The 25,919-nt window shown below is 47.3% G+C and carries 18 protein-coding genes, 9 tRNA genes and 3 rRNA genes; 3 read left to right on the top strand and 27 right to left on the bottom strand.

The window, feature by feature from the left end:
• Positions 1-245 precede the first annotated feature (245 nt).
• Positions 246-1,562, top strand: a complete 1,317-nt coding sequence (gene uraA / locus ACX9NY_RS00150; protein ID WP_339237017.1) for a uracil permease — start codon at positions 246-248, stop codon at positions 1,560-1,562.
• 160 nt (positions 1,563-1,722) lie between these two features.
• On the opposite strand, the gene ACX9NY_RS00145 is transcribed toward uraA, so the two are convergent.
• From ACX9NY_RS00145 to ACX9NY_RS00120, 6 genes are all read right to left on the bottom strand, one after another.
• Positions 1,723-2,238 carry an adenine phosphoribosyltransferase gene (locus ACX9NY_RS00145; protein ID WP_124115601.1) on the bottom strand — a complete coding sequence of 172 codons (516 nt, stop codon included), beginning with the start codon at positions 2,236-2,238 and terminating at the stop codon, positions 1,723-1,725.
• A gap of 37 nt (positions 2,239-2,275) precedes the next feature.
• Positions 2,276-4,684 (bottom strand): single-stranded-DNA-specific exonuclease RecJ, encoded by a 2,409-nt coding sequence (gene recJ / locus ACX9NY_RS00140; protein ID WP_472476653.1) that lies wholly within the window; start codon positions 4,682-4,684, stop codon positions 2,276-2,278.
• 40 nt (positions 4,685-4,724) lie between these two features.
• Entirely contained in the window at positions 4,725-5,684 is a 960-nt protein-coding gene (locus ACX9NY_RS00135; RefSeq protein WP_472476652.1) for a cation diffusion facilitator family transporter, read from the bottom strand.
• 73 nt (positions 5,685-5,757) lie between these two features.
• The gene (gene secF / locus ACX9NY_RS00130; RefSeq protein ID WP_339237024.1) at positions 5,758-6,669 is read right to left on the bottom strand and encodes a protein translocase subunit SecF; all 912 of its coding nucleotides are present in this window, start codon (positions 6,667-6,669) and stop codon (positions 5,758-5,760) included.
• Complete coding sequence (secD, locus tag ACX9NY_RS00125; RefSeq protein ID WP_339237028.1) at positions 6,659-7,909, bottom strand: protein translocase subunit SecD; 1,251 nt, start codon at positions 7,907-7,909, stop codon at positions 6,659-6,661. The genes secF and secD overlap by 11 nt, the downstream gene beginning before the upstream one ends.
• Before the next feature lie 91 nt (positions 7,910-8,000).
• The gene (locus tag ACX9NY_RS00120) at positions 8,001-8,240 is read right to left on the bottom strand and encodes a post-transcriptional regulator (RefSeq protein WP_036617497.1); all 240 of its coding nucleotides are present in this window, start codon (positions 8,238-8,240) and stop codon (positions 8,001-8,003) included.
• A 227-nt stretch (positions 8,241-8,467) separates the two neighbouring features.
• On the opposite strand from ACX9NY_RS00120, the gene spoVB reads away from it, so the two are divergent.
• Positions 8,468-10,102 (top strand): stage V sporulation protein B, encoded by a 1,635-nt coding sequence (gene spoVB, locus ACX9NY_RS00115; RefSeq protein ID WP_339237030.1) that lies wholly within the window; start codon positions 8,468-8,470, stop codon positions 10,100-10,102.
• 3 nt (positions 10,103-10,105) lie between these two features.
• Here the strand turns inward: spoVB and ACX9NY_RS00110 are convergent, their stop codons facing one another.
• Positions 10,106-10,819: a YetF domain-containing protein gene (locus ACX9NY_RS00110; protein WP_445252622.1), complete on the bottom strand. Its 714-nt coding sequence runs from the start codon at positions 10,817-10,819 to the stop codon at positions 10,106-10,108.
• A gap of 227 nt (positions 10,820-11,046) precedes the next feature.
• Here ACX9NY_RS00110 and ACX9NY_RS00105 point away from each other — a divergent pair, with 227 nt between their 5' ends.
• Complete coding sequence (locus tag ACX9NY_RS00105; RefSeq protein WP_339237035.1) at positions 11,047-11,439, top strand: TIGR04086 family membrane protein; 393 nt, start codon at positions 11,047-11,049, stop codon at positions 11,437-11,439.
• 128 nt (positions 11,440-11,567) lie between these two features.
• On the opposite strand, the gene yajC is transcribed toward ACX9NY_RS00105, so the two are convergent.
• The 20 genes from yajC to ACX9NY_RS00005 all read right to left on the bottom strand — a co-directional run bounded on the left by yajC (position 11,568) and on the right by ACX9NY_RS00005 (position 25,759).
• Positions 11,568-11,882, bottom strand: coding sequence for a preprotein translocase subunit YajC (gene yajC, locus ACX9NY_RS00100; protein ID WP_339237038.1), 315 nt, complete (start codon positions 11,880-11,882; stop codon positions 11,568-11,570).
• A 67-nt stretch (positions 11,883-11,949) separates the two neighbouring features.
• Positions 11,950-13,086, bottom strand: coding sequence for a tRNA guanosine(34) transglycosylase Tgt (gene tgt / locus ACX9NY_RS00095; protein ID WP_253440252.1), 1,137 nt, complete (start codon positions 13,084-13,086; stop codon positions 11,950-11,952).
• Positions 13,087-13,128: 42 nt separating this feature from the next.
• Positions 13,129-14,157 (bottom strand): tRNA preQ1(34) S-adenosylmethionine ribosyltransferase-isomerase QueA, encoded by a 1,029-nt coding sequence (gene queA, locus ACX9NY_RS00090; RefSeq protein ID WP_472476651.1) that lies wholly within the window; start codon positions 14,155-14,157, stop codon positions 13,129-13,131.
• A gap of 7 nt (positions 14,158-14,164) precedes the next feature.
• On the bottom strand, positions 14,165-16,267 hold the full coding sequence (locus ACX9NY_RS00085; protein ID WP_472476650.1) for a SpoIID/LytB domain-containing protein: 2,103 nt from the start codon (positions 16,265-16,267) through the stop codon (positions 14,165-14,167).
• Positions 16,268-16,370: 103 nt separating this feature from the next.
• Positions 16,371-17,381 carry a Holliday junction branch migration DNA helicase RuvB gene (ruvB, locus tag ACX9NY_RS00080; protein WP_091020485.1) on the bottom strand — a complete coding sequence of 337 codons (1,011 nt, stop codon included), beginning with the start codon at positions 17,379-17,381 and terminating at the stop codon, positions 16,371-16,373.
• Positions 17,382-17,436: 55 nt separating this feature from the next.
• Positions 17,437-18,051 (bottom strand): Holliday junction branch migration protein RuvA, encoded by a 615-nt coding sequence (gene ruvA, locus ACX9NY_RS00075; protein WP_036616866.1) that lies wholly within the window; start codon positions 18,049-18,051, stop codon positions 17,437-17,439.
• Positions 18,048-18,551: a crossover junction endodeoxyribonuclease RuvC gene (ruvC, locus tag ACX9NY_RS00070; RefSeq protein WP_076252971.1), complete on the bottom strand. Its 504-nt coding sequence runs from the start codon at positions 18,549-18,551 to the stop codon at positions 18,048-18,050. The genes ruvA and ruvC overlap by 4 nt, the downstream gene beginning before the upstream one ends.
• 306 nt (positions 18,552-18,857) lie before the next feature.
• Positions 18,858-19,550 (bottom strand): BofC C-terminal domain-containing protein, encoded by a 693-nt coding sequence (locus ACX9NY_RS00065; protein ID WP_472476649.1) that lies wholly within the window; start codon positions 19,548-19,550, stop codon positions 18,858-18,860.
• A 242-nt stretch (positions 19,551-19,792) separates the two neighbouring features.
• Positions 19,793-19,866, bottom strand: a tRNA-Pro gene (locus ACX9NY_RS00060).
• A gap of 7 nt (positions 19,867-19,873) precedes the next feature.
• Positions 19,874-19,952: transfer RNA gene (locus ACX9NY_RS00055), tRNA-Leu, on the bottom strand.
• A 17-nt stretch (positions 19,953-19,969) separates the two neighbouring features.
• Positions 19,970-20,046, bottom strand: a tRNA-Arg gene (locus tag ACX9NY_RS00050).
• Between the two features lie 6 nt (positions 20,047-20,052).
• A tRNA-Gly gene (locus ACX9NY_RS00045) sits at positions 20,053-20,127 on the bottom strand.
• Positions 20,128-20,150: 23 nt separating this feature from the next.
• Positions 20,151-20,228, bottom strand: a tRNA-Asp gene (locus tag ACX9NY_RS00040).
• A gap of 27 nt (positions 20,229-20,255) precedes the next feature.
• Positions 20,256-20,329: transfer RNA gene (locus ACX9NY_RS00035), tRNA-Met, on the bottom strand.
• An 18-nt stretch (positions 20,330-20,347) separates the two neighbouring features.
• A tRNA-Val gene (locus ACX9NY_RS00030) sits at positions 20,348-20,423 on the bottom strand.
• Positions 20,424-20,545: 122 nt separating this feature from the next.
• Positions 20,546-20,617: transfer RNA gene (locus ACX9NY_RS00025), tRNA-Glu, on the bottom strand.
• Positions 20,618-20,621: 4 nt separating this feature from the next.
• A tRNA-Asn gene (locus tag ACX9NY_RS00020) sits at positions 20,622-20,697 on the bottom strand.
• An 84-nt stretch (positions 20,698-20,781) separates the two neighbouring features.
• Positions 20,782-20,898 (bottom strand): 5S ribosomal RNA (gene rrf / locus ACX9NY_RS00015).
• Positions 20,899-20,976: 78 nt separating this feature from the next.
• Positions 20,977-23,901, bottom strand: a 23S ribosomal RNA gene (locus ACX9NY_RS00010).
• Positions 23,902-24,207: 306 nt separating this feature from the next.
• A 16S ribosomal RNA gene (locus ACX9NY_RS00005) occupies positions 24,208-25,759 on the bottom strand.
• Together the 16S, 23S and 5S rRNA genes with 9 tRNA genes alongside form the textbook arrangement of a ribosomal RNA operon.
• Positions 25,760-25,919 lie beyond the last annotated feature (160 nt).

The raw sequence follows: 25,919 nt of genomic DNA, 5'->3' as shown, positions 1-25,919 counted from the left end.
AGAGCGCTTATCCATTTTTTATATTGGTGCTCTGTATTACTTTTAACCGGTTTCCCTATGACTCACAAGGGATTGAATGCATTTTTTATTTCTTATGTATTATTGCCGTTATTTGCTGAAATAGAAGGATAATTCATGAAAATATAAATTCCATCGCTCTGCTGCGTCAAAAATGTTATTGCTTAATTAAGAGAAACTCTGTAATCTATTGAAAGTTTGTGTTTCGGAAAAGGAGATGAAATTCATTGCAACGCGAAATTCAGGTTAATCAAAAGATGCCACTTGGCTCAGGTTCACTGCTTAGCCTTCAGCATTTGTTCGCCATGTTTGGCAGTACGGTGCTTGTACCAAACCTGTTCGGTGTCGATCCAAGTATGATCCTGCTGATGAACGGAATTGGAACACTATTGTACATACTGATGTGTAAAGGAAAGATACCCGCATATCTTGGTTCCAGTTTTGCCTTTATCGCACCTGTCACAATGGTATTAAAACAACATCCAGAGAATGGCTACTCCATGGCACTTGGAGCTTTTATCATAACAGGACTTGTTTTCTGTCTCGTGGCCCTCATTATTAAATTTGCGGGTACCGGATGGATTAACGTAGTCTTCCCACCAGCGGTTATGGGCGCGATCGTTGCTCTGATTGGTCTGGAGCTTGTACCTGTGGCTGCAGGAATGGCAGGTCTGATTAATCCCGATATCCTTAAATATCCCAACTGGACACCTCAAGCCAAGCCAATTATTTTATCCATGGTCACATTGGGAATCACAGTAATTGGTGCAGTAACGTTCCGTGGATTTCCCAAAATCATTCATATTTTAATCGGAATTGTATCCGGTTATGTATTGGGTAGTTTAATGGGTCTCGTAGACAAACAAGCTATTGGAAACGCAGATTTCATCTCACTGCCAACCGTAACAACACCTACATTTGACTGGTCCGTTATTTTCACCATTTTACCTGTAGCGCTTGTCGTTATCGTAGAGCATATCGGACATTTGCTTGTAACGAGCAGCATTGTGGGCAAGGATCTTTCGAAAGACCCGGGCCTTCATCGTTCCCTGCTTGGTAACGGGGTCTCCACCATCCTTTCCGGATTTGTAGGATCTACTCCCAATACAACCTATGGTGAGAACATCGGTGTTATGGCACTGACTCGCGTCTACTCCACATATGTCATTGGTGGGGCAGCGGTTATTGCCATCGTGCTCTCCTTCTCAGGAACATTCTCGGCGCTTGTTGCCAACATTCCTGTGCCAGTTATGGGTGGAGTATCACTACTTCTCTTCGGGGTTATTGCTGCATCCGGTCTGCGTATTTTGGTTGAGCAGAAAGTCGATTTTGCCAAGCCAACCAATCTGCTGCTTACCACACTTGTACTGGTGATTGGACTGAGTGGTACTGAGGTTGTCTTCTATGGCGTTCATCTGAAAGGGATGGCACTGGCAACCATCGTCGGAATCCTGATGAGCTTGTTGTTCAAACTGTTTGAAGTAATGGGTTGGTTGAATGACGATTCGCAGAAACAGCCTATCACTGAAAAAACGCCTGATTAATTTCACCGTATCGTATATAAATCAAAAAAGCCTGTTCTATCCAACCGTTGAGGTTGGATAGAACAGGCTTTTTATAATCATTAATGCTGTATATTATTTCCCGGGAAAAGGGAAAAGCAATTCAGGTTTTAATCACAACACTCCGAGTGGAGATTTAAACTTAGTAGTTCATCAATGTAAATACATCGATTTTTTCAGGCAATTTAGCACGACCATTCAAATCAGTCAGCTCGATCAGGAATGCAGCACCAACAACGTTCCCACCCAATTGTTCAATCAAGTTGATGGAAGTTGCAATCGTTCCACCCGTTGCGAGCAGATCATCTGCGATCAGGACATTTTGACCTTTCTCAATCGCATCTGTGTGCATCGCGAGTGTATCCTTGCCATACTCGAGATCATAACCGACTTCAATCGTCTCTCCAGGCAGTTTTCCACTTTTGCGGATCGGAGCAAAACCGACACCAAGAGCGTACGCCAGAGGGGCGCCCACAACGAAACCACGTGCTTCAGGTCCAGCAATGACATCAATTTTGAGATCAGAAACCATCACTTTCAACTCATTGATCGCATTGCGGTACATTTCTCCATCTTTCAACAATGTCGTAATGTCCTTAAAGCTGATTCCCGGTTGTGGAAAGTCAGGAATGACACGAATATAATCTTTAAAATCCAAAATAATCTCCTCCTAAAATAAATACACAAACTTCCATCTAAGATACGCCCTTCATCCGGGATATCATCCATTGTGTCAGTTGCGGTGTGGCTGCATCCAGCATCACCTGTTCTACCTCGGCCATGTTTTCGAGCGCCTGATAGTGACGAGAAGCGGTTAGTTCACGCTTAGGCGGGTTATCCACAAACGCAATTTTGCCGTTATCACGGGTAATGAAGGAAAGCTCTTCGAATACATCCAACATCATCGTAATCATGCGCGGTGAACAACCACACTGACGACTGAGCACAGGAGTAATCTCTTGTTCCTCCACGGGTTCAGCTTTCCATTTCAACACCTGCATATAAATACGCTTAAAGAGATCTCTGGAAGGCATCTGAAGGCGATCTCGGCGGTTGCCTGATCCGTGCAGAAGGATGATATTGTCAGCTCCACTGAACAAAGCCAGCATGGCATCAAGTTGTTCCGGGGTTTCCGGCGTATCAAACACAAATAACGTCCGGACTTCTTCCTGTCCATAATGCTGTGCAGCAGCATTACACGGAAATAACCCGACCTTTCTATCATATACCCAAAGGCAAGGTTCATACAATGAATTTCCCTCGGAAACGTCTGTTTCTTTCCGAACAATAGCACCAACAGAACCTGATTTGTATCGCAGATGCACCTCAAGTGAGCTCAAGAATTGCTTCATCGCATTCAATGGCTCGGCATTACCGCGCATATCAAACACTTGAACCTGAGGAACATGAATGTCCTGAAGCATCAGTTGCGGTTTTCTCATCCCATTCCATTCATTAATGGACAGTTCTCCCATCACATCAATAACGGAACCTGGGAGAAGGAACTCCGCTAACGCCCCCTTGCCAAAAGCGACGGTTTCCAGTTGTTGACCATCCTGTTCCAGAACCAGTTTCAAATGGCGTTTCTCTCGTCCCATCGTTCTGGTTTCCTTCACAGTCACGCTTCTCAGTACAAAACGTGGCGAAGGATTGCTCATCCCGAAAGGCTGCAATCTGTCGATCTCCTGGATCACTTTCAGCGGAACATCACTGATTCTGCATTCATCATCTGCAAGACGCTGAGGTACAAAGTCCTCTTCAGTCAATACAGATGCAGCAAACTCATTCAAGCCATCCTCAAGTTCTTTCAGCTGATCCCGATGCAAGGTCATACCTGCTGCAGCAGGATGGCCCCCGTAATGGTCCAGACTGTGTTTATTAACTGTGAGCGCCTCATAGATATCCAAGCCCTCAATGGAGCGCGCAGAGCCCTTACACACACCGCTCTCTGGATCAATTCCAAGAATAAGTGTAGGTCGGTAATAACGTTCCAGCAACTTGGAAGCCACAATACCCACCACTCCAACATTCCAGCCTTCACCAGCCAATACGATTACATCCGGAATGGCTCCTGAACGTAGCTGTATCTTTTGTTCCAGCTGCGCCGTTGCTTCTTGTAGTATGCCCTCTACGACTTGCTGCCGCTCTCTGTTCAATAGATCAAGTTGACCCGCAAGCGTATGAGCTTCATCCAGGTTCTCCGTGGTGAGAAGTGATACCGCTCTCCCGGCATGATCCAAACGTCCACTGGCATTAATACGAGGAGCCATGGCAAAGGCAATATTAATTGAAGTCACCTGACTTTGATCCACTCCACTGATTTCCAGTAATGCCCCCACACCTGGAAGACGTGAACCACGCATCGACTCTATTCCATAACTGACGATAACCCGGTTCTCCCCTTCCAAAGGCATCAGATCGGCCACGGTACCGATGGCAGCAATCTCCATCCATTCACCGGGCACTTCCCCGATCAGTGCCTGGGCAAGTTTCAGGGCTACTCCCGCTCCGGCCAAACCTTTAAAGGGATACGGACATCCCGGAAGTTTGGGATTAATAAGGGTAAAGGCTTCTGGCAAAATTTCAGGCGGCTCGTGATGGTCTGTCACAATAACTTCGATACCCAGTGTTGCCGCATAGGCAATCTGTTCAACAGCGCTGATTCCGGTATCCACGGTAATAATCAATGAAACACCTTGTTGATGGGCCCAATCCAATGCATGGTTGTGCAATCCATACCCTTCATTCGAGCGATGAGGGATATAGATATCGTACGAGGCACCAAGATGACGCATCAAATGGATCATGAGCGATGTGCTGGATACGCCATCGGCGTCATAATCACCGTAGATCAAAATATGTTCTTCGCGCTGCAAAGCCAATTTGATGCGAGGCACAGCTTCATTCATGCCGAGTAGCAGATAGGGATCATGCATTTGATTCAGATCAGGATGCAGAAAACGTTCGGCCTCCTTCTCATTGTGCACGCCTCGACTCACAAGCAAACGTCCAACAAGTGGGGAAACGGAAAGCGCCTGCGAGAGTCCCGCAGCCGCCTCCAAATTGATATTCGGTGTATTCCACCGGTATTGCGAATAAAGCAAAGATAACGCTCCTTTCCTGATCTACTGGACCCGCGCTTCACTACTGAATTAATGTCGCTTCGTGATCGGGCAGTTCATGATTGGATTTATAGGGATAGCCTGGATCATAAGGCACCGCTTGAATCTGTACCTCTTTTACATGACTGAACCGGGTAAGCAATAGTGTCTTGGCCCGATTTGCAATTTCCTGTGCTTCCAGTATGGAGATTCTCGGATTCACACTAACGACCAACTCAATCGTAACGTCATGTTCCTGTTCCCGAGCAACCAAGTGCTCAATGGTAATAATGCCGTATACGCGCTGTACAGTCTCTTTGAAATCGGACGCATCCTCCTGCTCCAGTTCCTGAACAAGTGAACCATATACTGTGTCCACAATCATTCGGTAACCCTTATGAAGTACAAAACAGGAAGCAATCAATGCAGCCGTAGGGTCCAGGTAGAGCAGCATGCTCAAACCTGTCTCTTCACCAGCCATAGATCCTATAATGCCGATCAACACGGTGAGAGAACAATAGAGCGCACGACGATGTTGCTGTGCATAGGCTAAAGCCTGAGACTGGTTTCGTTTGCGAAAATATCTGTACTGAAATTGAAAAATCGCTTCTTTTACAGCCAGAGCTGCAACAGCCACCAAAAGTACCGACTTGCCGGGTGCTTCCGGTTCACTTCCGGAGAGACTACCCAATGCGGAGATGGCAAGCTGTAATCCACCCATGAGGATCAGCACAGATAACAATACGGAGATTCCCGGTCTGGCAACCCGTGAGTGTTCTTTAAACCGCTCCCTGCGAGCCTTATTCTTATCACGTACAGACTTGGAGGGAAAGAGACCTGCCAGGGCAGAACCAGCTTCAGAAGCAGAATACAAGCCGTCAGCGAGCAATGATTTGCTGTTTGCCATATAACCGACTCCCGCTTTGATTACCGCAAGTCCCATATTACCAGCAATACCACTCCATGTGGCAGCCTGAGCAGATGGGATATGTTCTCTGGTCATGAATATTCCCCCTTATTTCTGTACATAAAGTTGCAAAACCGCGCCTGGCAGACGCGGCTTCACAATAAGATGTTTAGTTAGATTCTTTAGCCACTGTTTTTGGCTTGTTCGTTTGTTGTTTACCTTTAAGCGTAAACCATAATGGAGCTGCAATAAAGATCGAAGAATAGGCACCAAAGAATGTCCCGATCACCATCGCCAGAGAGAACATGCGAATAGACTCTCCGCCAAAAATAAACAAACAGAGTGACGCTATAAATACAGTAAATGTTGTGTTAAGCGAGCGCGTCATCGTTTGAGATAAACTCCGGTTTACCACTTCACGCAGATCAGCTTTTGTTGATTTTTTGGCAAAACGCAGATTTTCCCTAATCCGGTCAAAGATAACGATGGTATCGTTGATAGAGAATCCGACAATGGTTAGCACTGCCGTAATAAAGGTCAGATTCACTTCAAGACGGAATATAGAAAATACACTTATAACTACGAAGGCATCATGGAATATGGAAACAACTGCTGCCAAAGCGAATCGCCATTCGAATCGAATCGCAACATAGATCATGATTCCGATACTGGCAATCAGCACCGCATAGATTGCATTACGCTCAAGCTCTTTGGCCATTTCTGGATCAACGGTATTCACTTCATAAGAAGCAGTCTCATCCAGTTTGCTAAATTCTTGCTTGAATTTGCTTTCTTGGTTTTCATCCAGTACGTTCGAGAATCGAATATTAACCCGATCAGATCCAGTTGTAATCTGGACTTCCTTTGTGTCAACACCCAGTTCATTCACGATTGGATTAATTTGCTCCGCTGTAATGGCTTTGGATACGGTAATATCCACATTTGATCCTGAACGGAAGTCAACGGCGTAGTTTAATCCAAGTGAGAGCAAACTGATAATCCCTACTACAGTCAAAATAATCGAGAATGTATAGGCAATTTTACTCCCTTTAATATAATCGAAATTCCAATTAAAGCGCACGAATTTCACTCTCCTTCACTCCGAAGTACTTAGGCTTCTTCAACACGTTAGCCCGTACGAGCAGGGTCAGCAGGAAGCGGGAGAAGAAAATATTCGTGATAATACTGGTCACAATATCAAAAATCAGCACGAGGGCAAACCCTTTAACCGCACCTGTACCCAAGAAGAACATAACAGCGGCCGCAATAATGGTTGTGACATTGGAGTCGATGATTGTTCGGAAGGAATGTTTACCACCCGCTTTAACCGAAGACAAGATCGACTTACCACTGCGCATTTCCTCTTTAATCCGTTCGTACGTAATGATATTGGCATCCACCGCCATCCCTATACCCAGGATAAACGCCGCAATACCTGGAAGGGTGAGCACGAATTCTCCTAAATAGAAGATTGCAAGTACCAGCCACGTATGTGTAATCAAGGCAAAACTCGCGATAATGCCAGGAATACGATAAAGCCCGATCATGAACACTAGAATAATAACGGAACCAATCAATCCCGCTTTAATTGTCTGATCCAGAGAGAGCTTACCAAGTGTTGCACCAACACTTTGTGAATACTTCTCTGTAAGTTTCAGTGGCAATGCACCCAGGTTAATGGTGTCACGAAGCTGGTTTGCTTCATCACGTGAATAGGCACCTGAGATTTGGGCAGATCCATCTGTCAACTGTTGTTGAACTGTTGGTGCAGAAAGTAGCTGATCATCCAGATAGATAGCAAGAGGTTGTCCGATCAAACGTTTGGTTATCTCGGAAAACTTGGCTTTGTCTTTCACTTGGATGTCAATCATCGGCTGATTCAAACTTGTAAAAACAACTTTGGCTGCATTCTCAACAAATTCATTTCCGCGAAGTTCAATTTTGGTGTATTCGCCTTCCTTGTCATTCTCAGCTTTACTACGGAAGGTCAGAACAGCCGGTTCTTTCATTTTGGCTCTAACTTCAGCCTCATCCGTAACCCCTGCCAACTTCAATCGAATCCGGTTGCTTCCTTCAGTGGTTACCTCCGGTTCGCTTGTTCCGAGCGCATTGGCGCGGCTTTCAAGACTTTTGGCCGTTTGCACCAAAGATGCTTTGGTGACTTGTTGTCCTGCTTCGAGCGGCTCTGCTTCATATAAGATCTCGTAGCCTCCCTTTAAATCAAGGCCCAAGCGTATATTTTTGAGCAGTTCCGGGCTTGTTCCCACCATTACCCCTGTGGTGACAAGCACGACCAGAATGAAACTGATAATTCTTTTCATGCCGTTCCTAGATCCCCTTTCGTTCTCAATATTCCTATTATAGCGATGCCGTAAAAAGCAGTCAATTTTCAACAAAAAAGATCCCTTTCGTCTAGAAAGAGGACCCCCGGTATGCAGACACGGTCATAAAGTTCATAAAGCTTGTTGCTTTCAGTGACAAAATGTCGTTCACCAGCTGGTGAAGCGGTGGAATGCCCTGTTTTTCATATTTATGACTGACGCAATTCCAGACATCTTTGCTGGTGACATATTCGTAACCGACAAGCCTTAATTCCTCCGCCTTGCTTCGGCAGAGCATCTCTATTGACTGTTCCAACTCCACATCATTCATTTCTTCCAACGGGGAGCCTCCCTTCGTACATCCAAGCCTTTATGCGGCATCAATATTACATCATTCGACTTCGCCTGATCATATTCCTTCTTGCTGGTTATGGTTCTTTTTGTTAATCGTGTCCAAGTTGTCATGAGAAGATGAAGGACTGGCATAGGATGAAGAACAACGGCTTTGTCCCGTTTATGATGATAACCTGTACTTTCAACCGGGAAAGAGGGGTAGTCTTGAAGAAACAGACATTTATCCAGGGGGCCATGATCCTGCTCGCGGCAGGCATAATTAATCGAATACTTGGTTTCATCCCGCGTATTGCGCTGCCACGAGTCATCGGTGCAGAAGGTGTTGGCATCTACCAATTGAGCTATCCCTTTTTTATCGTACTGGTGACATTAATTACGGGTGGTATTCCGCTGGCCGTAGCCAAGCTCGTAGCCGAAGCTGACACTGGCGCCAATCGTTATTCCCCCCAGCGAATCCTGCAAGTAAGCTTAAGCTTTACGTTGACCCTGGGTGTGGTATTCATGTTTTTGTGCATCCTATTTGCACCCTGGGTTACCAAGTATGTGCTCACGGATGAGCGGGTGTATCATACGTTCGTCAGTATGAGCCCCATGATTGCCATTATCGCCGTATCAGCCGTCTACAGAGGGTACTTCCAAGGCAAGCAAAACATGATGCCTACTGCCATTTCATCCATTGTTGAAACGATTATTCGCATCGTCTGTGTCATTTGGTTTGCCTGGCTTCTCCTCCCCCACGGTATTGCACAAGCTGCTGCTGGTGCCATGCTCGGAGCCCTTGTTGGAGAATTTGGCGGTATGCTTGTACTCTTGTGGAAGTATAACAGGCAGAAGAAAGAGTTACCGCTCGTTATGCAACAGAACATGTCCAATCTAACAACCAAACCTTCAGCCAAAGCTTTAAACCCAATTCCTTCAGTTATGAAAGAAACCACTACTCCACAGCCCGGTTTAATCCGGCGATTGCTTGCAATCTCGATTCCCGTTACAGCAGGCCGATTGGTTGGTTCTCTATCCTATCTGGCCGAAACTATCGTTACTGCCCAGAGTCTGGCTCTGGCAGGCATATCCAAAGGAATCGCTACAGCACAATATGGTGCACTACAAGGTATGATTATTCCTTTGCTGCTGTTGCCGGGGGCACTGACTTCATCGCTTGCGACATCACTTGTGCCTTCACTGTCAGAAGCTTCTGCTCAGGGAGATCGCGCGCTGATTCACAAAAGAATGCATCAGGCATTACGTTTGGCGCTCGTGACTGGTGCTCCGTTTTCTGTGTTTATGTATGTGCTTGCCGAACCGATGTGTCTTGTTCTGTATAATGATGCATCGATCGGAAGCATGCTGAAGCTAATGGCTCCTTTTGCTTTGTTCATTTATATTCAAGCTCCTCTTCAAGCTGCGTTGCAAGCCCTTGATCGTCCAGGTAAAGCACTGCTAAATACATTCATCGGTGCTGTTATCAAAATCACGTTAATTTTGACGCTCGCTTCCCGTCCTGAATATGGGATTTTCGGTGCAGTCATCGCCATCTGTGTGAATTCTACTGTCGTTACCTTGTTACACGCCCAAAGCGTTCGTAGTCTGCTACAGTTCCGCTTCAAAATTATGGATTGGGTCAAAACGGGGGCCGGAATGTTTATTATGGGAGCAGCGACCCTACTCGTATACGAAGAGACTGCCATGATCTTGCCTTTCTGGCTCCGCATGATTCTCGCTCCTTTTGTCGGGCTTATTGTGTATTTCATCGTCATGGGCTGGACCAAAATGATTGACTTCCATGATCTGTCCCGTGCTCCTTTGATAGGTGCATGGTTCAAGCGTCGGTCAGGCAAATAAATTTCATTTTTTATCATCTTTTGGACTTACATAAATCTTACCATTATGGTCGATGGAGCATATAAATACATCTTTGAAATCCAGAATTCCGTTATGTTGAATTTGATTTTTCAGCCAAAATCTTGTTTTCTGGATGATTTCCAGATTCTGATCCTGAACTTTACCGTCCATAATGAGGGGCAGCGGCAGACCTTCGTATTTGATATTTGTCAGCCCATCAATCTGATTTTTCTCTGCTTTGGATTTACTGGAAGAAGTCCCTCCCGAATCAGAGCCTGAAGAATTGCTGTCGTTGGAAGCATTCTGATCCTTGGGAAAGACGGTCAACTTACCCGTAGTCTCCAAAATGGCATAATCCACCTCACCGATACTGTCAACATTCTGTTCGCGGAGTTGCTGCAATAGATCATCCAGATTATATCGTTGCTTCCGCATCTCATCTCGGTGAAGAACGCCTTTGGAGATCAAAACCGTAGGTTTGCCATCAATCATCAGGCGAAGACGCCGACTTTTAAGACCTATAAAGGCCATTCCGATCTGTACGATGATCAAGGTAAGCATGGGGGCAATCCCATGAGAGAGCGGTTTATCGATATCTTCAATGACAAAAGCAGCCATCTCGGCAAGCATAATGGACACGACAAGATCAAACATGGATAGCTTACCAATCTCACGTTTACCCATAACCCTCATTGCACAATACACCAGAAAGTACATGAGAATGGTTCGAAAGATATGTGATCCAACATCTGGGAAGTTCACAACAGGGGTCCTCCTTCGAAACTGAGTTATTAACAGTAGCTGAGTAGTGCAATCCATATTTTGACCTGAACCTTACAGGCTCATGCAGAAATAATCCGTTCATTTAATGGAAATCAGTTCATAAGTCAGAGGGCTTGACCATACACTGTATTAACTTCAAACTTGTACAAGGGGGTTGCTTCATGCAATTGATCCGCCGCTTGGTTTCGTTTCGAGTGTCCAATCCGATTCTGTCAGGCCTCTGTCAGGCTTTTGTATGGATGTTTATCGGAGCATTAATCCTCTCCTTTTTTCTCTGGGTGAGCGGAATGCGGGAACAGGACCTCTCGTTGTATACTTATGTTGTGCATGGCTTATCGTTATTGGTTGGTGGTTTTGTGGCAGGCAAACGTTCTGGTGAAAAAGGATGGTACTACGGAGGAATTACCGGAATCGTATACGGACTGCTCGTACTGTTAATTGGATTTCTCGCGTTGGATGCTTCATTTAATTGGAAAGATAGTTTGCAACTGCTCAGCGCTTTCTTCATTTCAGCTCTCGGTGGCATGTTCGGCGTTAACACACATCGCTCCTAGCAGACTGGTGAAGAACATCGACTTTCCCTCATAAAACAAAAAAAAGAGAACCGGGTCTCCAGGAGATCCGGTTCTCTGCCAGGGAATACGCCATATAAACGCACCCTCGTTATTCTATGTTACAGCAACTATTCAACAGCCGTATCACGAGTTACAGCACTGCTGATTGCATTACGATCAAACGTCAGTTTAGTTACATCGTTTACACGCAATACAACTACATCATCTGTAATCTCAGCGATCGTACCGTGAAGGCCGCCAATCGTTACAATTTTATCGCCCTTTTTCAATTGGCTCAGCATGGAATTCCGTTGCTTTTGCTTTTTGTTCTGTGGACGAATCATCAAGAAGTAGAAAATTGCAACCATGAGTACCAAAGGTACGATCAAAGATACAATGCCTCCGCCCGCTTGTGTTCCTGCTAGAGTCATTCCCTGAAACATTCAAACTCCCCCTTATCGACTATACGTACAGATATTGCTTGTTACGCCGGTTTCCCTAAAAACTCAATCAGAAACCTTTGTCATTGTCATGAAGACCATATTGATCGAAAAATTCATCCCGGAAATCAAGCAAACGATCTTCCATAATGGCTTTACGTACATTACGCATCAAATTCTGCAAGAAATGAAGATTATGGATCGTTGTCAAACGCAGGCCAAATGTTTCATCTGCTTTGATCAAATGACGCAGATAAGCTCTGGAATAGTTGCGACAAGTGTAGCAATCACATTCAGGATCTAATGGCCCAAAATCAGTTGCAAACTTGGCATTGCGAACTACCAGACGTCCTTGGCTGGTCATTGTTGTTCCGTTACGGGCAATCCGAGTAGGTAGAACACAATCGAACATGTCCACTCCACGAATGGATCCCTCAATCAACGCATCGGGCGAACCTACCCCCATTAAATAACGTGGTTTATTGGTTGGCAACAAAGGTAACGTATAATCCAATACTCCATACATCAAATGTTTCGGTTCTCCAACACTCAGTCCACCAATAGCATACCCCGGGAAATCCATGGAAGTCAAATCTGCGGCGCTCTGACGGCGAAGATCTTCATGCATGCCTCCCTGTACGATGGCAAACAGACCTTGGTCATGCGGACGAGCATGACTTTCGAGACAACGTTCTGCCCAGCGACTCGTTCGTTCGAGTGATTTTTTGACATATTCATATTCAGCTGGATACGGTGGACATTCATCAAATGCCATCATAATATCGGAGCCAAGTGCATTCTGGATTTCCATGGCCACTTCAGGAGAAAGGAACTTCTTATCTCCGTTCAGGTGAGAGCGGAAGTTAACGCCTTCTTCCGTAATTTTGCGCATCTCGCTGAGCGAGAACACTTGGAATCCACCGCTGTCCGTCAGAATTGGACGATCCCAGTTCATGAACTTGTGCAATCCGCCAGCTTCACGAATGATTTCATGTCCTGGTCTCAGAAACAGGTGATACGTATTACTCAAAATAATCTGAGCATCCATGGCTTTTAACTCTTCAGGGCTCATTGTTTTGACGGTTGCCTGTGTACCTACAGGCATAAAGGTCGGTGTCTCAATCACACCGTGAGGTGTATGCACACGTCCCAGACGTGCGCCGGATTGTTTGCAAGTTTTGATATGTTCATACGTAATTGCTGCCATTGGTTTTAATCATCCTCTAAAGTTAATCGTTATTCCGTTATATTAATATATCAACATGGCATCGCCGAAGCTGAAGAACCGGTATTGTTCTTGAATGGCTTCCTGATATGCCTGCATAATATGTTCCCTGCCTGCAAGTGCACTAACCAGCATAACCAACGTGGATTTTGGGAGATGAAAATTCGTAAGCATCCCATCGATCACTTTGAAGGAGTAGCCCGGATAGATAAAAATACTTGTCCATCCGCTGCTTGCTTGCAGTACTCCATCTTCAAACTTGCTGCCCACAGTTTCCAGAGTCCGGCAACTGGTTGTCCCAACCGCGAAAACACGGTGTCCATTCTCTTTGGTCTGGTTAATCAGATCTGCCGTTTCTTGTGACAAGGAGTAATACTCCTCATGCATGACATGATCTTCTACGTTGTCTACCGACATTGGTCTAAACGTCCCCAGTCCTACATGAAGCGTAATGAAAGCGACATTAACGCCCTTGGCACGAATCTGATCCAACAATTCATCCGTAAAATGCAATCCCGCTGTGGGTGCAGCCGCTGATCCTTCATGCTTGGCATACACGGTCTGATACCGTTCGCGGTCATCCAAAGTCTCTTTGATATACGGTGGCAACGGCATCTCACCCAGACGGTCCAGAATTTCCTGAAAGATTCCATCATACGTAAACGTAAGTGTACGTGCCCCCATCTCGCCTTCTTCTTCAATGATTGCCTGCAGTTCGTCTCCAAATACGATAACCGAACCGGCTTTCAGCTTTTTACCCGGCTTAACCAGTGCTTCCCACTTGTCGCCCTCCACATTTTTAAGCAATAAGACTTCCGCTTTTGCTCCGGTGTCTTCCTTTGTACCGAACAGACGGGCTGGAAGAACACGCGTATCATTCAGAATCAATGTATCCCCAGAATCCAGAAAATCGATAATATCAGGAAACGTTTGATGATTAATCTCACCACTATCTTTGTTCAAGGTAAGCAAACGGGAAGCCGTGCGATCAAGCAACGGCGTCTGTGCTATCAATTGCTCTGGTAATTCAAAATCATATAAGTTCACATTCATTTTAGTTTCATTCCTTAACAATAGTCGCATTTTGATAATAGTGTTTCAATATTGCCTGGTAATCATACCCTTCATCTGCCATACCTTTGGCTCCCCATTGGGACAAGCCCAACCCATGACCATTGCCCTGGCCGATGAACATGAAGTTTTGACCCTGCGTTACCGCTCTCGCTTGACCATCACCACTCATCACCACAAGAGCATTACCGGATGATGAGCCTGTACCAGAAGCAGACATTACAGCAGCACCATTTGAACCGGTTTTGCTGGCTGTTTTGCCGTCAGCGCCTAATACAGTATAACTTCCGGTTCCTGCAATATCAAATAAAGTACTCGGTAATCCTCCAAGCGCAGAACGGTATGTATCAGCATATTTCACCGTCATAGCCTGGCCGTTGGCAGTGACTTCAAGTGCTCTTCCAGAAGGTCCACGCTTGGTTACTTCCAAGGTTGAGATTGAAGCAGGAACAGACGCTGTCGTTTTACCCTGAAGGGATTTAACCAACTGGGCAGACGTGAATGGTCCTCTCACCCAAGCATAGTCATTGGATTGAGCCACTTTTGCCAGTACTACAGCTTCATTGCCTGGATTCATTTTGGCTACAGGTTCCACGGTGGACTGAATCAACGGAACAGGACGTACATTGGTGTTCTGAGCCGTTACCGTCACTTTTGCCAGACCCGCGTTGGTCTTGGTTGTTAATTCTTTGATGTTATCCTCACGAATGTACCCGCTAATGCCTGAACTGAGCAGCACATGGTACCACGTATGTAATCCTGCCTGCGCTGATGTATCCCCCGAGCTAATTACATTGGTGAACACACCTGCTCCGCCGTTCCATACCTCAGAAGGATGAGCCGTCTGACCGCCCGCATTGGAGGAGAATACAGCTTCGATGATTTTGCCACCGCTCTTAACCACTTCTCCGGCCGTTGCATCCACTGCACTGGTTACTTTATCGTTCTCCGAACCAATCCCGTTATAGGCTTGGCTGAGTGTCGTATCCACGACATTGGCAATTTTGAAACGATCTCCTTGTTGAAGCGCATAGGATCGAGCAGCTACTGCTTGAACTTTCAGAGCCTCAGCAGGCCAGGAGGAATATACCTCTGCCCCTACGACAGAGTACAGGTATTGTTCCAGTGGAACGACATTGACCAATGCCAGATCACCGCTGACGATGCTGATTTCCATATCTCCACGATACGTTCGCTGGGAACGTTCCACTACTTTGATGCCATTGCTATTCCCTTGTACCAATGCTTTGGATTCAGTACCTGCAATCGTGTAATGCGGAGCTGTTTTAAGCGCATCCGCACTTAATCCCGCATCCTGACGGATGATGAGACCTGCACTATTGTTAACAGTTGAGAGACTTATCCCTGGAATGGCCTCCACACTTTTCTTCACTGAGGATAATTCCGCATCTGTTACAGCTTCACCTACCCATACCGCATATGCTTGGCTTCCTCCACTCAGTAGGAGGACCGGATAAGCACTACTAACTCCTGCTGATAAAAGGTTCGCTTGCGTTGCCTCTGCTTCCTGAAGCGAACCATACGTTCCAGCAGACAGGCGCTTACTTCCGGTCACAGTTGGCTTTTGACCAGCCAATTGAGCTGCTGCTACCTTTTGTACCCGTGTAACAGCTTGTCCAGCCAGTGCCTCTGTTGCATAGTTACCTGTGTAGAGTTGATAGATGGCATTTCCATTCACAGACGTTGTAAACAGCAACGGCTTATCCGCGGTTGCCTGCAACAATTTGGCTGCTGAAGATGCTGCCTTGAAATCCCCTGTTTCCAACACTTTCACTCTGAATCCATCTGCACTGAAACGGACCTGTCCAGCCGGAAGACCTACATTTGCGCCACTTTCCGATTGGATACTCCATTGTCCCGTTGATTCAAGTGTAATAAGTGGTGTAGTTGATTTATACGTACTGCCCAGATTCGCAAACATGGCTACACGGATTGTCTGTCCATCATTACCTGCTGCATACGCAGGCACTTGAAGACAACCTACTGTCAAAAGAGCTGCCGCCAGTACCTTCAATCGACGACTCCACTTCTTCGTTCGTATTGCTTTTCCCACATTCAGACTCCTCTCCATGCAATGCCTTCACTTTATATCGGATTAACAAACGTAAACTTCAATGTTTATGGTGAACCTTCAATTGGTAAACGTTCAAATCGTGGACTTTCACATGGCTCGATTATTTTCCGTCTCTTGGTGGAACAGGTAGACCCAAATGATGATAGGCAAGATCAGTTACGATCCTCCCCCTTGGTGTACGCTGAATCATGCCAATCTGAAGCAGATACGGTTCGTAGACATCCTCAATCGTCTGACTTTCTTCACCGATTGTAGCAGCAATGGTATCCAAACCTACCGGTCCTCCCCGGAAGCTGTTGATCATCGATTTGAGCATCTTATGATCAATCTCATCCAGGCCACGTGGATCAATCTGGAGCCTTTGCAGTGCTTCTTCAGCCAATGTCTGCGTAATAATCCCGTCACCACGAACCTGTGCAAAGTCACGTACTCGTTTAAGCAAACGGTTGGCAATCCTCGGTGTCCCACGTGAGCGCAATGCAATCTCTTGCGCAGCATCTCCCACAATCTCCACACCCAAAATCTCGGTAGAGCGCGAGACGATATAAGCCAGCTCATCAACCGTATAGAATTCCAAGCGGCTGATAACACCAAACCGATCTCGAAGTGGCGCAGACAGCAAGCCAGCACGTGTTGTAGCCCCAATCAGAGTGAATGGCGGCAGATCCAGCCGAACGGACCGAGCACTCGGACCTTTACCAATCATTATATCCAATGCCGAATCTTCCATGGCGGGGTACATGACTTCTTCAACCGTACGATGCAAACGATGAATCTCATCAATAAACAGCACATCTCCTTCCTGCAGATTGGTTAACAATGCTGCAAGATCACCCGGGCGTTCAATGGCCGGGCCTGACGTAGTTCGTAAATTAACGCCCAATTCATTGGCAATAATATTGGCAAGTGTTGTCTTACCCAGTCCAGGTGGTCCATATAACAAAACGTGATCCAATGCCTCATTACGAAATTTGGCAGCTTCAATATATATCTTTAAATTTTCCTTCACCTGATTCTGTCCGATATATTCATTCAAATACCGGGGACGAAGACTCAACTCAACATTTTGGTCCTCCATCATCAGGTTCGCGGAAATAATCCGATCATCCATGTTCATCCCTACCTTTTTTTGCAGGTTACAGCTATATTATAATATGCAATTTGTATTATCCCGTAAACAGCATTTGCAGCGCTTTTTTCATCAACACATCAACGGAATCTGCTGTAGTAACATCCTTTTTCAATTTGAGCCATACTTTATCAAGTTCACTGTCAGTATATCCAAGTGCCTTGAGACCTTCACGTGCCTCATCCCAGGCTGAACCACTTCCCGATTCTTCCGATGGAGGAGCGAACAAACCTGTTGCATACGCTGCCGCGCCAAAACTATCCAGCTTATCCTTGAGATCCAGAATCATGCGTTGTGCAGTCTTCTTGCCGATGCCTGGCAATTTGGTCAAGAACGTTAAATTCTCTTGGTAAATCGCTGTAACCACATGTTCTGGTGTACCTCCAGCGAGTATGCCCAGCGCCACTTTGGGACCAATACCGGATACTTCAATCAGTTTGCGGAACAAACGCTGTTCATCCCGTGTCACAAATCCAAACAGCAGCATCGCATCCTCACGCACATGATGGTGAGTGTACACGGTAATTTCGCCTTCTTGCTTAGCGAACGCAAATGGATTCGGACAAAATACGCGATACCCCACACCATGAACGTCCAACACAATATAATCATTCTCTACATGAATGAACTGTCCTCTTAGAAAATCAATCATTTTCGCAATACCTCATTCAACTTGGAATTTAATGTATAAGAGTGCGCATGGCACACGGCTACAGCCAACGCATCCGCTACGTCATCCGGTTTAGGAATGACTTGAAGACGCAAGAACATTTTGACCATCTCCTGCACTTGCTTCTTCTCAGCCTTACCGTACCCAACAACAGCCTGCTTGATCTGCATTGGTGTATACTCTGCAATAGGCAAACCCTTCTGTGCAGCAGCAAGTACCATGACGCCCCTAGCCTGACTGACAGACATCGCTGTTGTAACGTTCCGATTGAAAAAAAGTTTCTCCAGCGCTACTGCGTCCGGTTTGTACTTATCAATTAATTGCACCATACCTTCATATACATGAAGCAACCGTTCCTCTTCAGGGGTATGAGCTTCCGTCTGAATACATCCATATTGTACGGGTACCACTTTACTGCCGATTTTATCCACAAAACCAAAACCAACAATCGCAATCCCCGGGTCAATTCCCAAAAAACGCAAAACCATCTCTCCCTCACAAAAGCGAACATATGTATCGTTCATTTCATTATAACAAAAGATAGACCCTGCGGCAGGAAAAACTTTGTCTAACCCATTACTCGTCTTTATTCGTGATTTTTTTCATGTTTATTCGTATTTTCATGTATTTCGGCAAAAACGACAAAAAGGACATCTCTTCGATGTCCATCACCACATTCCACGTATATTGGATTTCTATCACTTAGTTTCGCGAAATACCAATGCCACTGGTCTCCAACTATCTAATTAGTACTTCAGCATCTTAACGTTGTAAGTTAGCACAAAAGATTACCCGCCATTGCGGATTAAATGATGATCTTCATCCACCGCATAGTCACTAAACGTTGAGATTACGCTATCATACTCATCCTTGTCCTGAATCCGGATACCCTGCTGCAATTGCTCCAGCACCCCTTCAGGCAAAGAACTCTCCAACGTCCCCACATCCAATTGAAAAAACGTACGAATAACCTTCTCTTCTGCAGGCTTACCCTCATACAAATTAAGGTTCCCCACAGCATCTATGCTAATATACGCCTGCTGTTTACAAAGCGGTGAAAGATCATCTACACGTTGCTTCAAATGCAACTCATCTGATGTTGCAACGGTAGCATCCCATTCCGGATGTTGAACCAGCAGCATCTTCAACTGTGGTCTAGCCATCTTGCCCAACTGTTCTGTCTCCACTCCGCAAATGTACTGTGTTTCCAAAACCACACTCGTTAAATGATCCGGATCAGTATCAAGTTGCTCTACTAACGCCTGAATGTCCTGATCAGATCTGGTCTCCGGCGTAACAGGTCCCATCACACTAGTTGCCTCACTAAAATTAGTGGTCAGCAAACGTTCAATCGCCGATGAGATAGACAATCCGCTGTAAGCCAATATCGTAACTGCAAGCAAAGCAATCGTCATCCATACTGTTCGTTTCCACCGTCGCCAGCGTCTCTTGAATTGTTTCCTGAAGTTAAACGTGTTCACATGAACCCCTTCTATCACTTTTTAAACCTATTGTGACCTAAAGAACGAGGCTTTATGCAAGACTTGTCGTCTGAAGAGTAACCCGTATATTCATGAAGCAAGGGACCATGGGCCAATAGCTGATGGCATATTGAAAGTTATGTTAAGCACACATCGTAATCGTAATCCCTTTAATATCGCAACGTAATAAAGATAAACACAAAAAAAGTACTATCTATAAGTTAGATAGTACTTTTTCGAGATCGGGATGACACGATTTGAACATGCGACCCCCTGGTCCCAAACCAGGTGCTCTACCAAGCTGAGCTACATCCCGTTATATATACCGGCGAGAGGACTCGAACCTCCACGGTTTCCCACTCGATTTTGAGTCGAGCGCGTCTGCCATTCCGCCACGCCGGCAAATTATGAAGTTATAATGGCGCGCCCTGAGAGATTCGAACTCCCGGCCTTTTGATTCGTAGTCAAACGCTCTATCCAGCTGAGCTAAGGGCGCAAATATTGGAGCGGAAGACGGGAATCGAACCCGCGACCCTCGCCTTGGCAAGGCGATGCTCTACCGCTGAGCCACTTCCGCATACGGTATTGATAGATATAAAATGGCGGAACCGACGGGATTCGAACCCGCGATCTCCTGCGTGACAGGCAGGCATGTTAGGCCAACTACACCACGGTTCCAGATCACTTTCCATTGGGAAAGTATAATTGCGGGGGCAGGATTTGAACCTGCGGCCTTCGGGTTATGAGCCCGACGAGCTACCGGGCTGCTCCACCCCGCGTCGTTAATAAAAATCTTATGGTGGAGGCTGAGGGGATCGAACCCCCGACCCTCTGCTTGTAAGGCAGATGCTCTCCCAGCTGAGCTAAGCCTCCATAATATGACCCGTAGGGGATACTCTCACTTCGTTCGATACTGCGAAGCAGCTGCTAACGAAGTACATCCTCCGACGAACCTTTGGGATTCTCATCCCTTGTTGAAGCAATAGGTATTGCTATGACCCGTAGGGGATTCGAACCCCTGTTACCTCCGTGAAAGGGAGGTGTCTTAACCCCTTGACCAACGGGCCTTAATGGCTCCCCGAACAGGGCTCGAACCTGTGACAACTCGATTAACAGTCGAGTGCTCTACCAACTGAGCTATCAGGGAATAATATGCATTTGCAGGGCAAATGCAATCCATCGTACAATGTCCACATGCAGAGCTTGTTTTCTATGTATGATGAAAGAGTTCGCTTGGCGGCGTCCTACTCTCCCAGGACCCTGCGGTCCAAGTACCATCGGCGCTAGAGGGCTTAACGGTCGTGTTCGGGATGGGTACGTGTGGAACCCCTCCGCCATCGCCACCAAACGCGTAGCTTACATTTCAGAGTGGTTGTTCTCTGAAAACTAGATTCGAAACGAAACATGCGAATTACAACTTGCATATTTGGATAAGCCCTCGACCGATTAGTACTGGTCAGCTCCATGCATTGCTGCACTTCCACCCCCAGCCTATCTACCTCGTCGTCTTCAAGGGGTCTTACATACTGGGAAATCTCATCTTGAGGGGGGCTTCACGCTTAGATGCTTTCAGCGTTTATCCCGTCCGTACATAGCTACCCAGCGGTGCTCCTGGCGGAACAACTGGTACACCAGCGGTACGTCCATCCCGGTCCTCTCGTACTAAGGACAGCTCCTCTCAAATTTCCTACGCCCACGACAGATAGGGACCGAACTGTCTCACGACGTTCTGAACCCAGCTCGCGTACCGCTTTAATGGGCGAACAGCCCAACCCTTGGGACCTACTTCAGCCCCAGGATGCGATGAGCCGACATCGAGGTGCCAAACCTCCCCGTCGATGTGGACTCTTGGGGGAGATAAGCCTGTTATCCCCAGGGTAGCTTTTATCCGTTGAGCGATGGCCCTTCCATGCGGTACCACCGGATCACTAAGCCCGACTTTCGTCCCTGCTCGACTTGTAGGTCTCGCAGTCAAGCTCCCTTATGCCTTTGCACTCTTCGAATGATTTCCAACCATTCTGAGGGAACCTTTGGGCGCCTCCGTTACTCTTTAGGAGGCGACCGCCCCAGTCAAACTGCCCACCTGACACTGTCCCCGCACCGGATTACGGTACCAGGTTAGAACCTAGATACGATCAGGGTGGTATCCCAACGTTGCCTCCACGCAAGCTGGCGCTCACACTTCAAAGGCTCCCACCTATCCTGTACAGATCGTACCCAAATTCAATATCAAGCTGCAGTAAAGCTCCATGGGGTCTTTCCGTCTTGTCGCGGGTAACCTGCATCTTCACAGGTATTAAAATTTCACCGGATCTCTCGTTGAGACAGCGCCCAAGTCGTTACGCCATTCGTGCGGGTCAGAATTTACCTGACAAGGAATTTCGCTACCTTAGGACCGTTATAGTTACGGCCGCCGTTTACTGGGGCTTCGGTTCACAGCTTCGGATTGCTCCTAACCACTCCCCTTAACCTTCCAGCACCGGGCAGGCGTCAGCCCGTATACTTCGCCTTACGGCTTCGCACAGACCTGTGTTTTTGCTAAACAGTCGCTTGGGCCTTTTCACTGCGGCCCCCTCGTGCTATTCACACTACCGGGGCACCCCTTCTCCCGAAGTTACGGGGTCATTTTGCCGAGTTCCTTAACGAGAGTTCTTCCGCGCGCCTTAGAATACTCTTCTCGCCTACCTGTGTCGGTTTGCGGTACGGGCACCTTCACCTGGCTAGAGGCTTTTCTTGGCAGTGTGAGATCATGACCTTCGCTACTACAATTTTCGCTCCCCATCACAGCTCAGCCTTATGATGTGCGGATTTGCCTACACATCAGCCTCACTGCTTAGACGGACATCCATCAGTCCGCGTCACTACCCTACTGCGTCCCCCCATTGCTCATAACGGCTTACGGTGGTACAGGAATTTCGACCTGTTGTCCTTCGACTACGCCTTTCGGCCTCGCCTTAGGTCCCGACTTACCCTGAGCGGACGAGCCTTCCTCAGGAACCCTTAGGCTTTCGGCGGATCAGATTCTCACTGATCTTTTCGTTACTCATACCGGCATTCTCACTTGTATAATGTCCAGCGCTCCTTACGGTACACCTTCAACCCTTATACAACGCTCCCCTACCCCTGATGCAAGCATCAAGCCATAGCTTCGGTGGTGTGTTTAGCCCCGTTACATTTTCGGCGCAGAGTCACTCGACCAGTGAGCTATTACGCACTCTTTCAATGGTGGCTGCTTCTAAGCCAACATCCTGGTTGTCTGTGCAACTCCACATCCTTTCCCACTTAACACACACTTGGGGACCTTAGCTGATGGTCTGGGCTGTTTCCCTTTTGACAATGGATCTTAGCACTCACTGTCTGACTCCCGGAAGTAAGTCTATGGCATTCGGAGTTTGACTGAGCTTGGTAACCCTTGCGGGCCCCGCACCCAATCAGTGCTCTACCTCCACGACTCTGTTTTCCGAGGCTAGCCCTAAAGCTATTTCGGGGAGAACCAGCTATCTCCGAGTTCGATTGGAATTTCTCCGCTACCCCCACCTCATCCCCGCACTTTTCAACGTGCGTGGGTTCGGGCCTCCAGTGCGTGTTACCGCACCTTCACCCTGGACAGGGGTAGATCACCCGGTTTCGGGTCTACGTCCACGTACTATGTCGCCCTATTCAGACTCGCTTTCGCTACGGCTCCGGCTCTTCACCTTAACCTTGCACGGGAACGTAACTCGCCGGTTCATTCTACAAAAGGCACGCCATCACCCCTAAAACGGGCTCTGACTTTTTGTAAGCACACGGTTTCAGGTTCTATTTCACTCCCCTTCCGGGGTGCTTTTCACCTTTCCCTCACGGTACTGCTTCACTATCGGTCGCTAGGAAGTATTTAGCCTTGGCAGATGGTCCTGCCGGATTCATACGGGGTTTCACGTGCCCCGCACTACTCGGGATCCGTCTCGGAGGGAACAGACTTTCAACTACAGGGCTTTTACCTTCTTTGGCGGGCCTTTCCAGACCTCTTCACTTAACCGGTTCCTTTGTAACTCCATGTGAGACGTCCCACAACCCCAAAGAGCAAGCTCCTTGGTTTGGGCTTCTCCGCGTTCGCTCGCCGCTACTGACGAAATCACTATTGTTTTCTCTTCCTCAGGGTACTTAGATGTTTCAGTTCCCCTGGTATGCCTCTACACAACCTATGTATTCAGTTGTGAGTAACTGGAAATTACCCCAGCTGGGTTTCCCCATTCGGACACCCCCGGATCAAAGCTTGCTTACAGCTCCCCGAGGCAGTTTCGTTGTTCGCCACGTCCTTCATCGGCTCCTAGCGCCTAGGCATCCTCCGTGTGCTCTTAGTAGCTTAACCTCGTGCTCCGGTTTCGACTGCTCGCTTCCCTTGTTTTGCTTGCGCAAAGCCAAAAGTCGCTCCCATTCGATACCATCGTACGTGCAATCTACCGTTTTTATTGAAACTTGTTATACACAAGTTCAGCTAAAAAGGAATGTTCTAATTCGCATTTACTTTCGTTTCGATATCTAGTTTTCAAAGAACAAGCTCCATGCAAAAGCAAGCTGTTTGAGAGTTTGAGCTCTCAAAACTGAGCAACGAGTGAGTAGTTTGCAGCTAAGCTGCGTATTTGAATGTTTCCACGCGGGAAACGATTCTCCATAGAAAGGAGGTGATCCAGCCGCACCTTCCGATACGGCTACCTTGTTACGACTTCACCCCAATCATCTATCCCACCTTCGGCGGCTGGCTCCTTGCGGTTACCCCACCGACTTCGGGTGTTATAAACTCTCGTGGTGTGACGGGCGGTGTGTACAAGACCCGGGAACGTATTCACCGCGGCATGCTGATCCGCGATTACTAGCAATTCCGACTTCATGCAGGCGAGTTGCAGCCTGCAATCCGAACTGAGACCGGCTTTTTAGGATTCGTTCCACCTCGCGGCTTCACAGCCCGTTGTACCGGCCATTGTAGTACGTGTGTAGCCCAGGTCATAAGGGGCATGATGATTTGACGTCATCCCCACCTTCCTCCGGTTTGTCACCGGCAGTCACCTTAGAGTGCCCATCCGAAATGCTGGCAACTAAGATCAAGGGTTGCGCTCGTTGCGGGACTTAACCCAACATCTCACGACACGAGCTGACGACAACCATGCACCACCTGTCTAGCATGTCCCGAAGGAAAGGACTATCTCTAGCCCGGTCATGCTGATGTCAAGACCTGGTAAGGTTCTTCGCGTTGCTTCGAATTAAACCACATACTCCACTGCTTGTGCGGGTCCCCGTCAATTCCTTTGAGTTTCAGTCTTGCGACCGTACTCCCCAGGCGGAGTGCTTAATGTGTTAACTTCGGCACCAAGGGTATCGAAACCCCTAACACCTAGCACTCATCGTTTACGGCGTGGACTACCAGGGTATCTAATCCTGTTTGCTCCCCACGCTTTCGCGCCTCAGCGTCAGTTACAGCCCAGAGAGTCGCCTTCGCCACTGGTGTTCCTCCACATATCTACGCATTTCACCGCTACACGTGGAATTCCACTCTCCTCTTCTGCACTCAAGTCACCCAGTTTCCAGTGCGATCCGGGGTTGAGCCCCGGGATTAAACACCAGACTTAAATGACCGCCTGCGCGCGCTTTACGCCCAATAATTCCGGACAACGCTTGCCCCCTACGTATTACCGCGGCTGCTGGCACGTAGTTAGCCGGGGCTTTCTTCTCAGGTACCGTCACCTTGAGAGCAGTTACTCTCCCAAGCGTTCTTCCCTGGCAACAGAGCTTTACGATCCGAAAACCTTCATCACTCACGCGGCATTGCTCCGTCAGGCTTTCGCCCATTGCGGAAGATTCCCTACTGCTGCCTCCCGTAGGAGTCTGGGCCGTGTCTCAGTCCCAGTGTGGCCGATCACCCTCTCAGGTCGGCTACGCATCGTCGCCTTGGTGAGCCGTTACCCCACCAACTAGCTAATGCGCCGCAGGCCCATCCCCAAGTGACAGATTACTCCGTCTTTCCAGTTTCCTTCAGGCGAAGAAAACAACTATTCGGTATTAGCTACCGTTTCCGGTAGTTGTCCCAAACTTGAGGGCAGGTTGCCTACGTGTTACTCACCCGTCCGCCGCTAAGTATCAAAGAAGCAAGCTTCTTATCAACTCCGCTCGACTTGCATGTATTAGGCATGCCGCCAGCGTTCGTCCTGAGCCAGGATCAAACTCTCCAATAAAGTATTGAAAAGAGCGATAAGCTCATTTTGAATCTGACGAGATTAAAATCTCAATTGTGCTCCAGTCGATCCAAGCCAAGGCTTGTTTCCAACTTTCGCGTTCATTCTGCAAGCAGAATGTTTACTCACTCGTTGTTCAGTTTTCAAAGATCAAACTTGT

It is taken from the genome of Paenibacillus sp. CB74 (genome assembly GCF_055687625.1).
Note: the sequence above shows the minus strand (reverse complement) of the source record. Positions and strands in the feature narration are given on the sequence as shown.

Excerpts from the sequence above, each read along its gene's own strand:
- ACX9NY_RS00110 (WP_445252622.1), bottom strand. The coding sequence starts at position 10,819 with ATGTACTTTCTGGTGTATTGTGCAATGAGGGTTATGGGTAAACGTGAG.
- tgt (WP_253440252.1), bottom strand. The coding sequence starts at position 13,086 with ATGGCAGCAATTACGTATGAACATATCAAAACTTGCAAACAATCCGGC.
- queA (WP_472476651.1), bottom strand. The coding sequence starts at position 14,157 with ATGAATGTGAACTTATATGATTTTGAATTACCAGAGCAATTGATAGCA.
- ACX9NY_RS00135 (WP_472476652.1), bottom strand. The coding sequence starts at position 5,684 with ATGACCAGAGAACATATCCCATCTGCTCAGGCTGCCACATGGAGTGGT.
- ACX9NY_RS00105 (WP_339237035.1), top strand. The coding sequence starts at position 11,047 with ATGCAATTGATCCGCCGCTTGGTTTCGTTTCGAGTGTCCAATCCGATT.
- ruvA (WP_036616866.1), bottom strand. The coding sequence starts at position 18,051 with ATGATTGATTTTCTAAGAGGACAGTTCATTCATGTAGAGAATGATTAT.
- ruvB (WP_091020485.1), bottom strand. The coding sequence starts at position 17,381 with ATGGATGATCGGATTATTTCCGCGAACCTGATGATGGAGGACCAAAAT.
- yajC (WP_339237038.1), bottom strand. The coding sequence starts at position 11,882 with ATGTTTCAGGGAATGACTCTAGCAGGAACACAAGCGGGCGGAGGCATT.
- secD (WP_339237028.1), bottom strand. The coding sequence starts at position 7,909 with ATGAAAAGAATTATCAGTTTCATTCTGGTCGTGCTTGTCACCACAGGG.
- ACX9NY_RS00085 (WP_472476650.1), bottom strand. The coding sequence starts at position 16,267 with ATGGAGAGGAGTCTGAATGTGGGAAAAGCAATACGAACGAAGAAGTGG.
- ACX9NY_RS00120 (WP_036617497.1), bottom strand. The coding sequence starts at position 8,240 with ATGAATGATGTGGAGTTGGAACAGTCAATAGAGATGCTCTGCCGAAGC.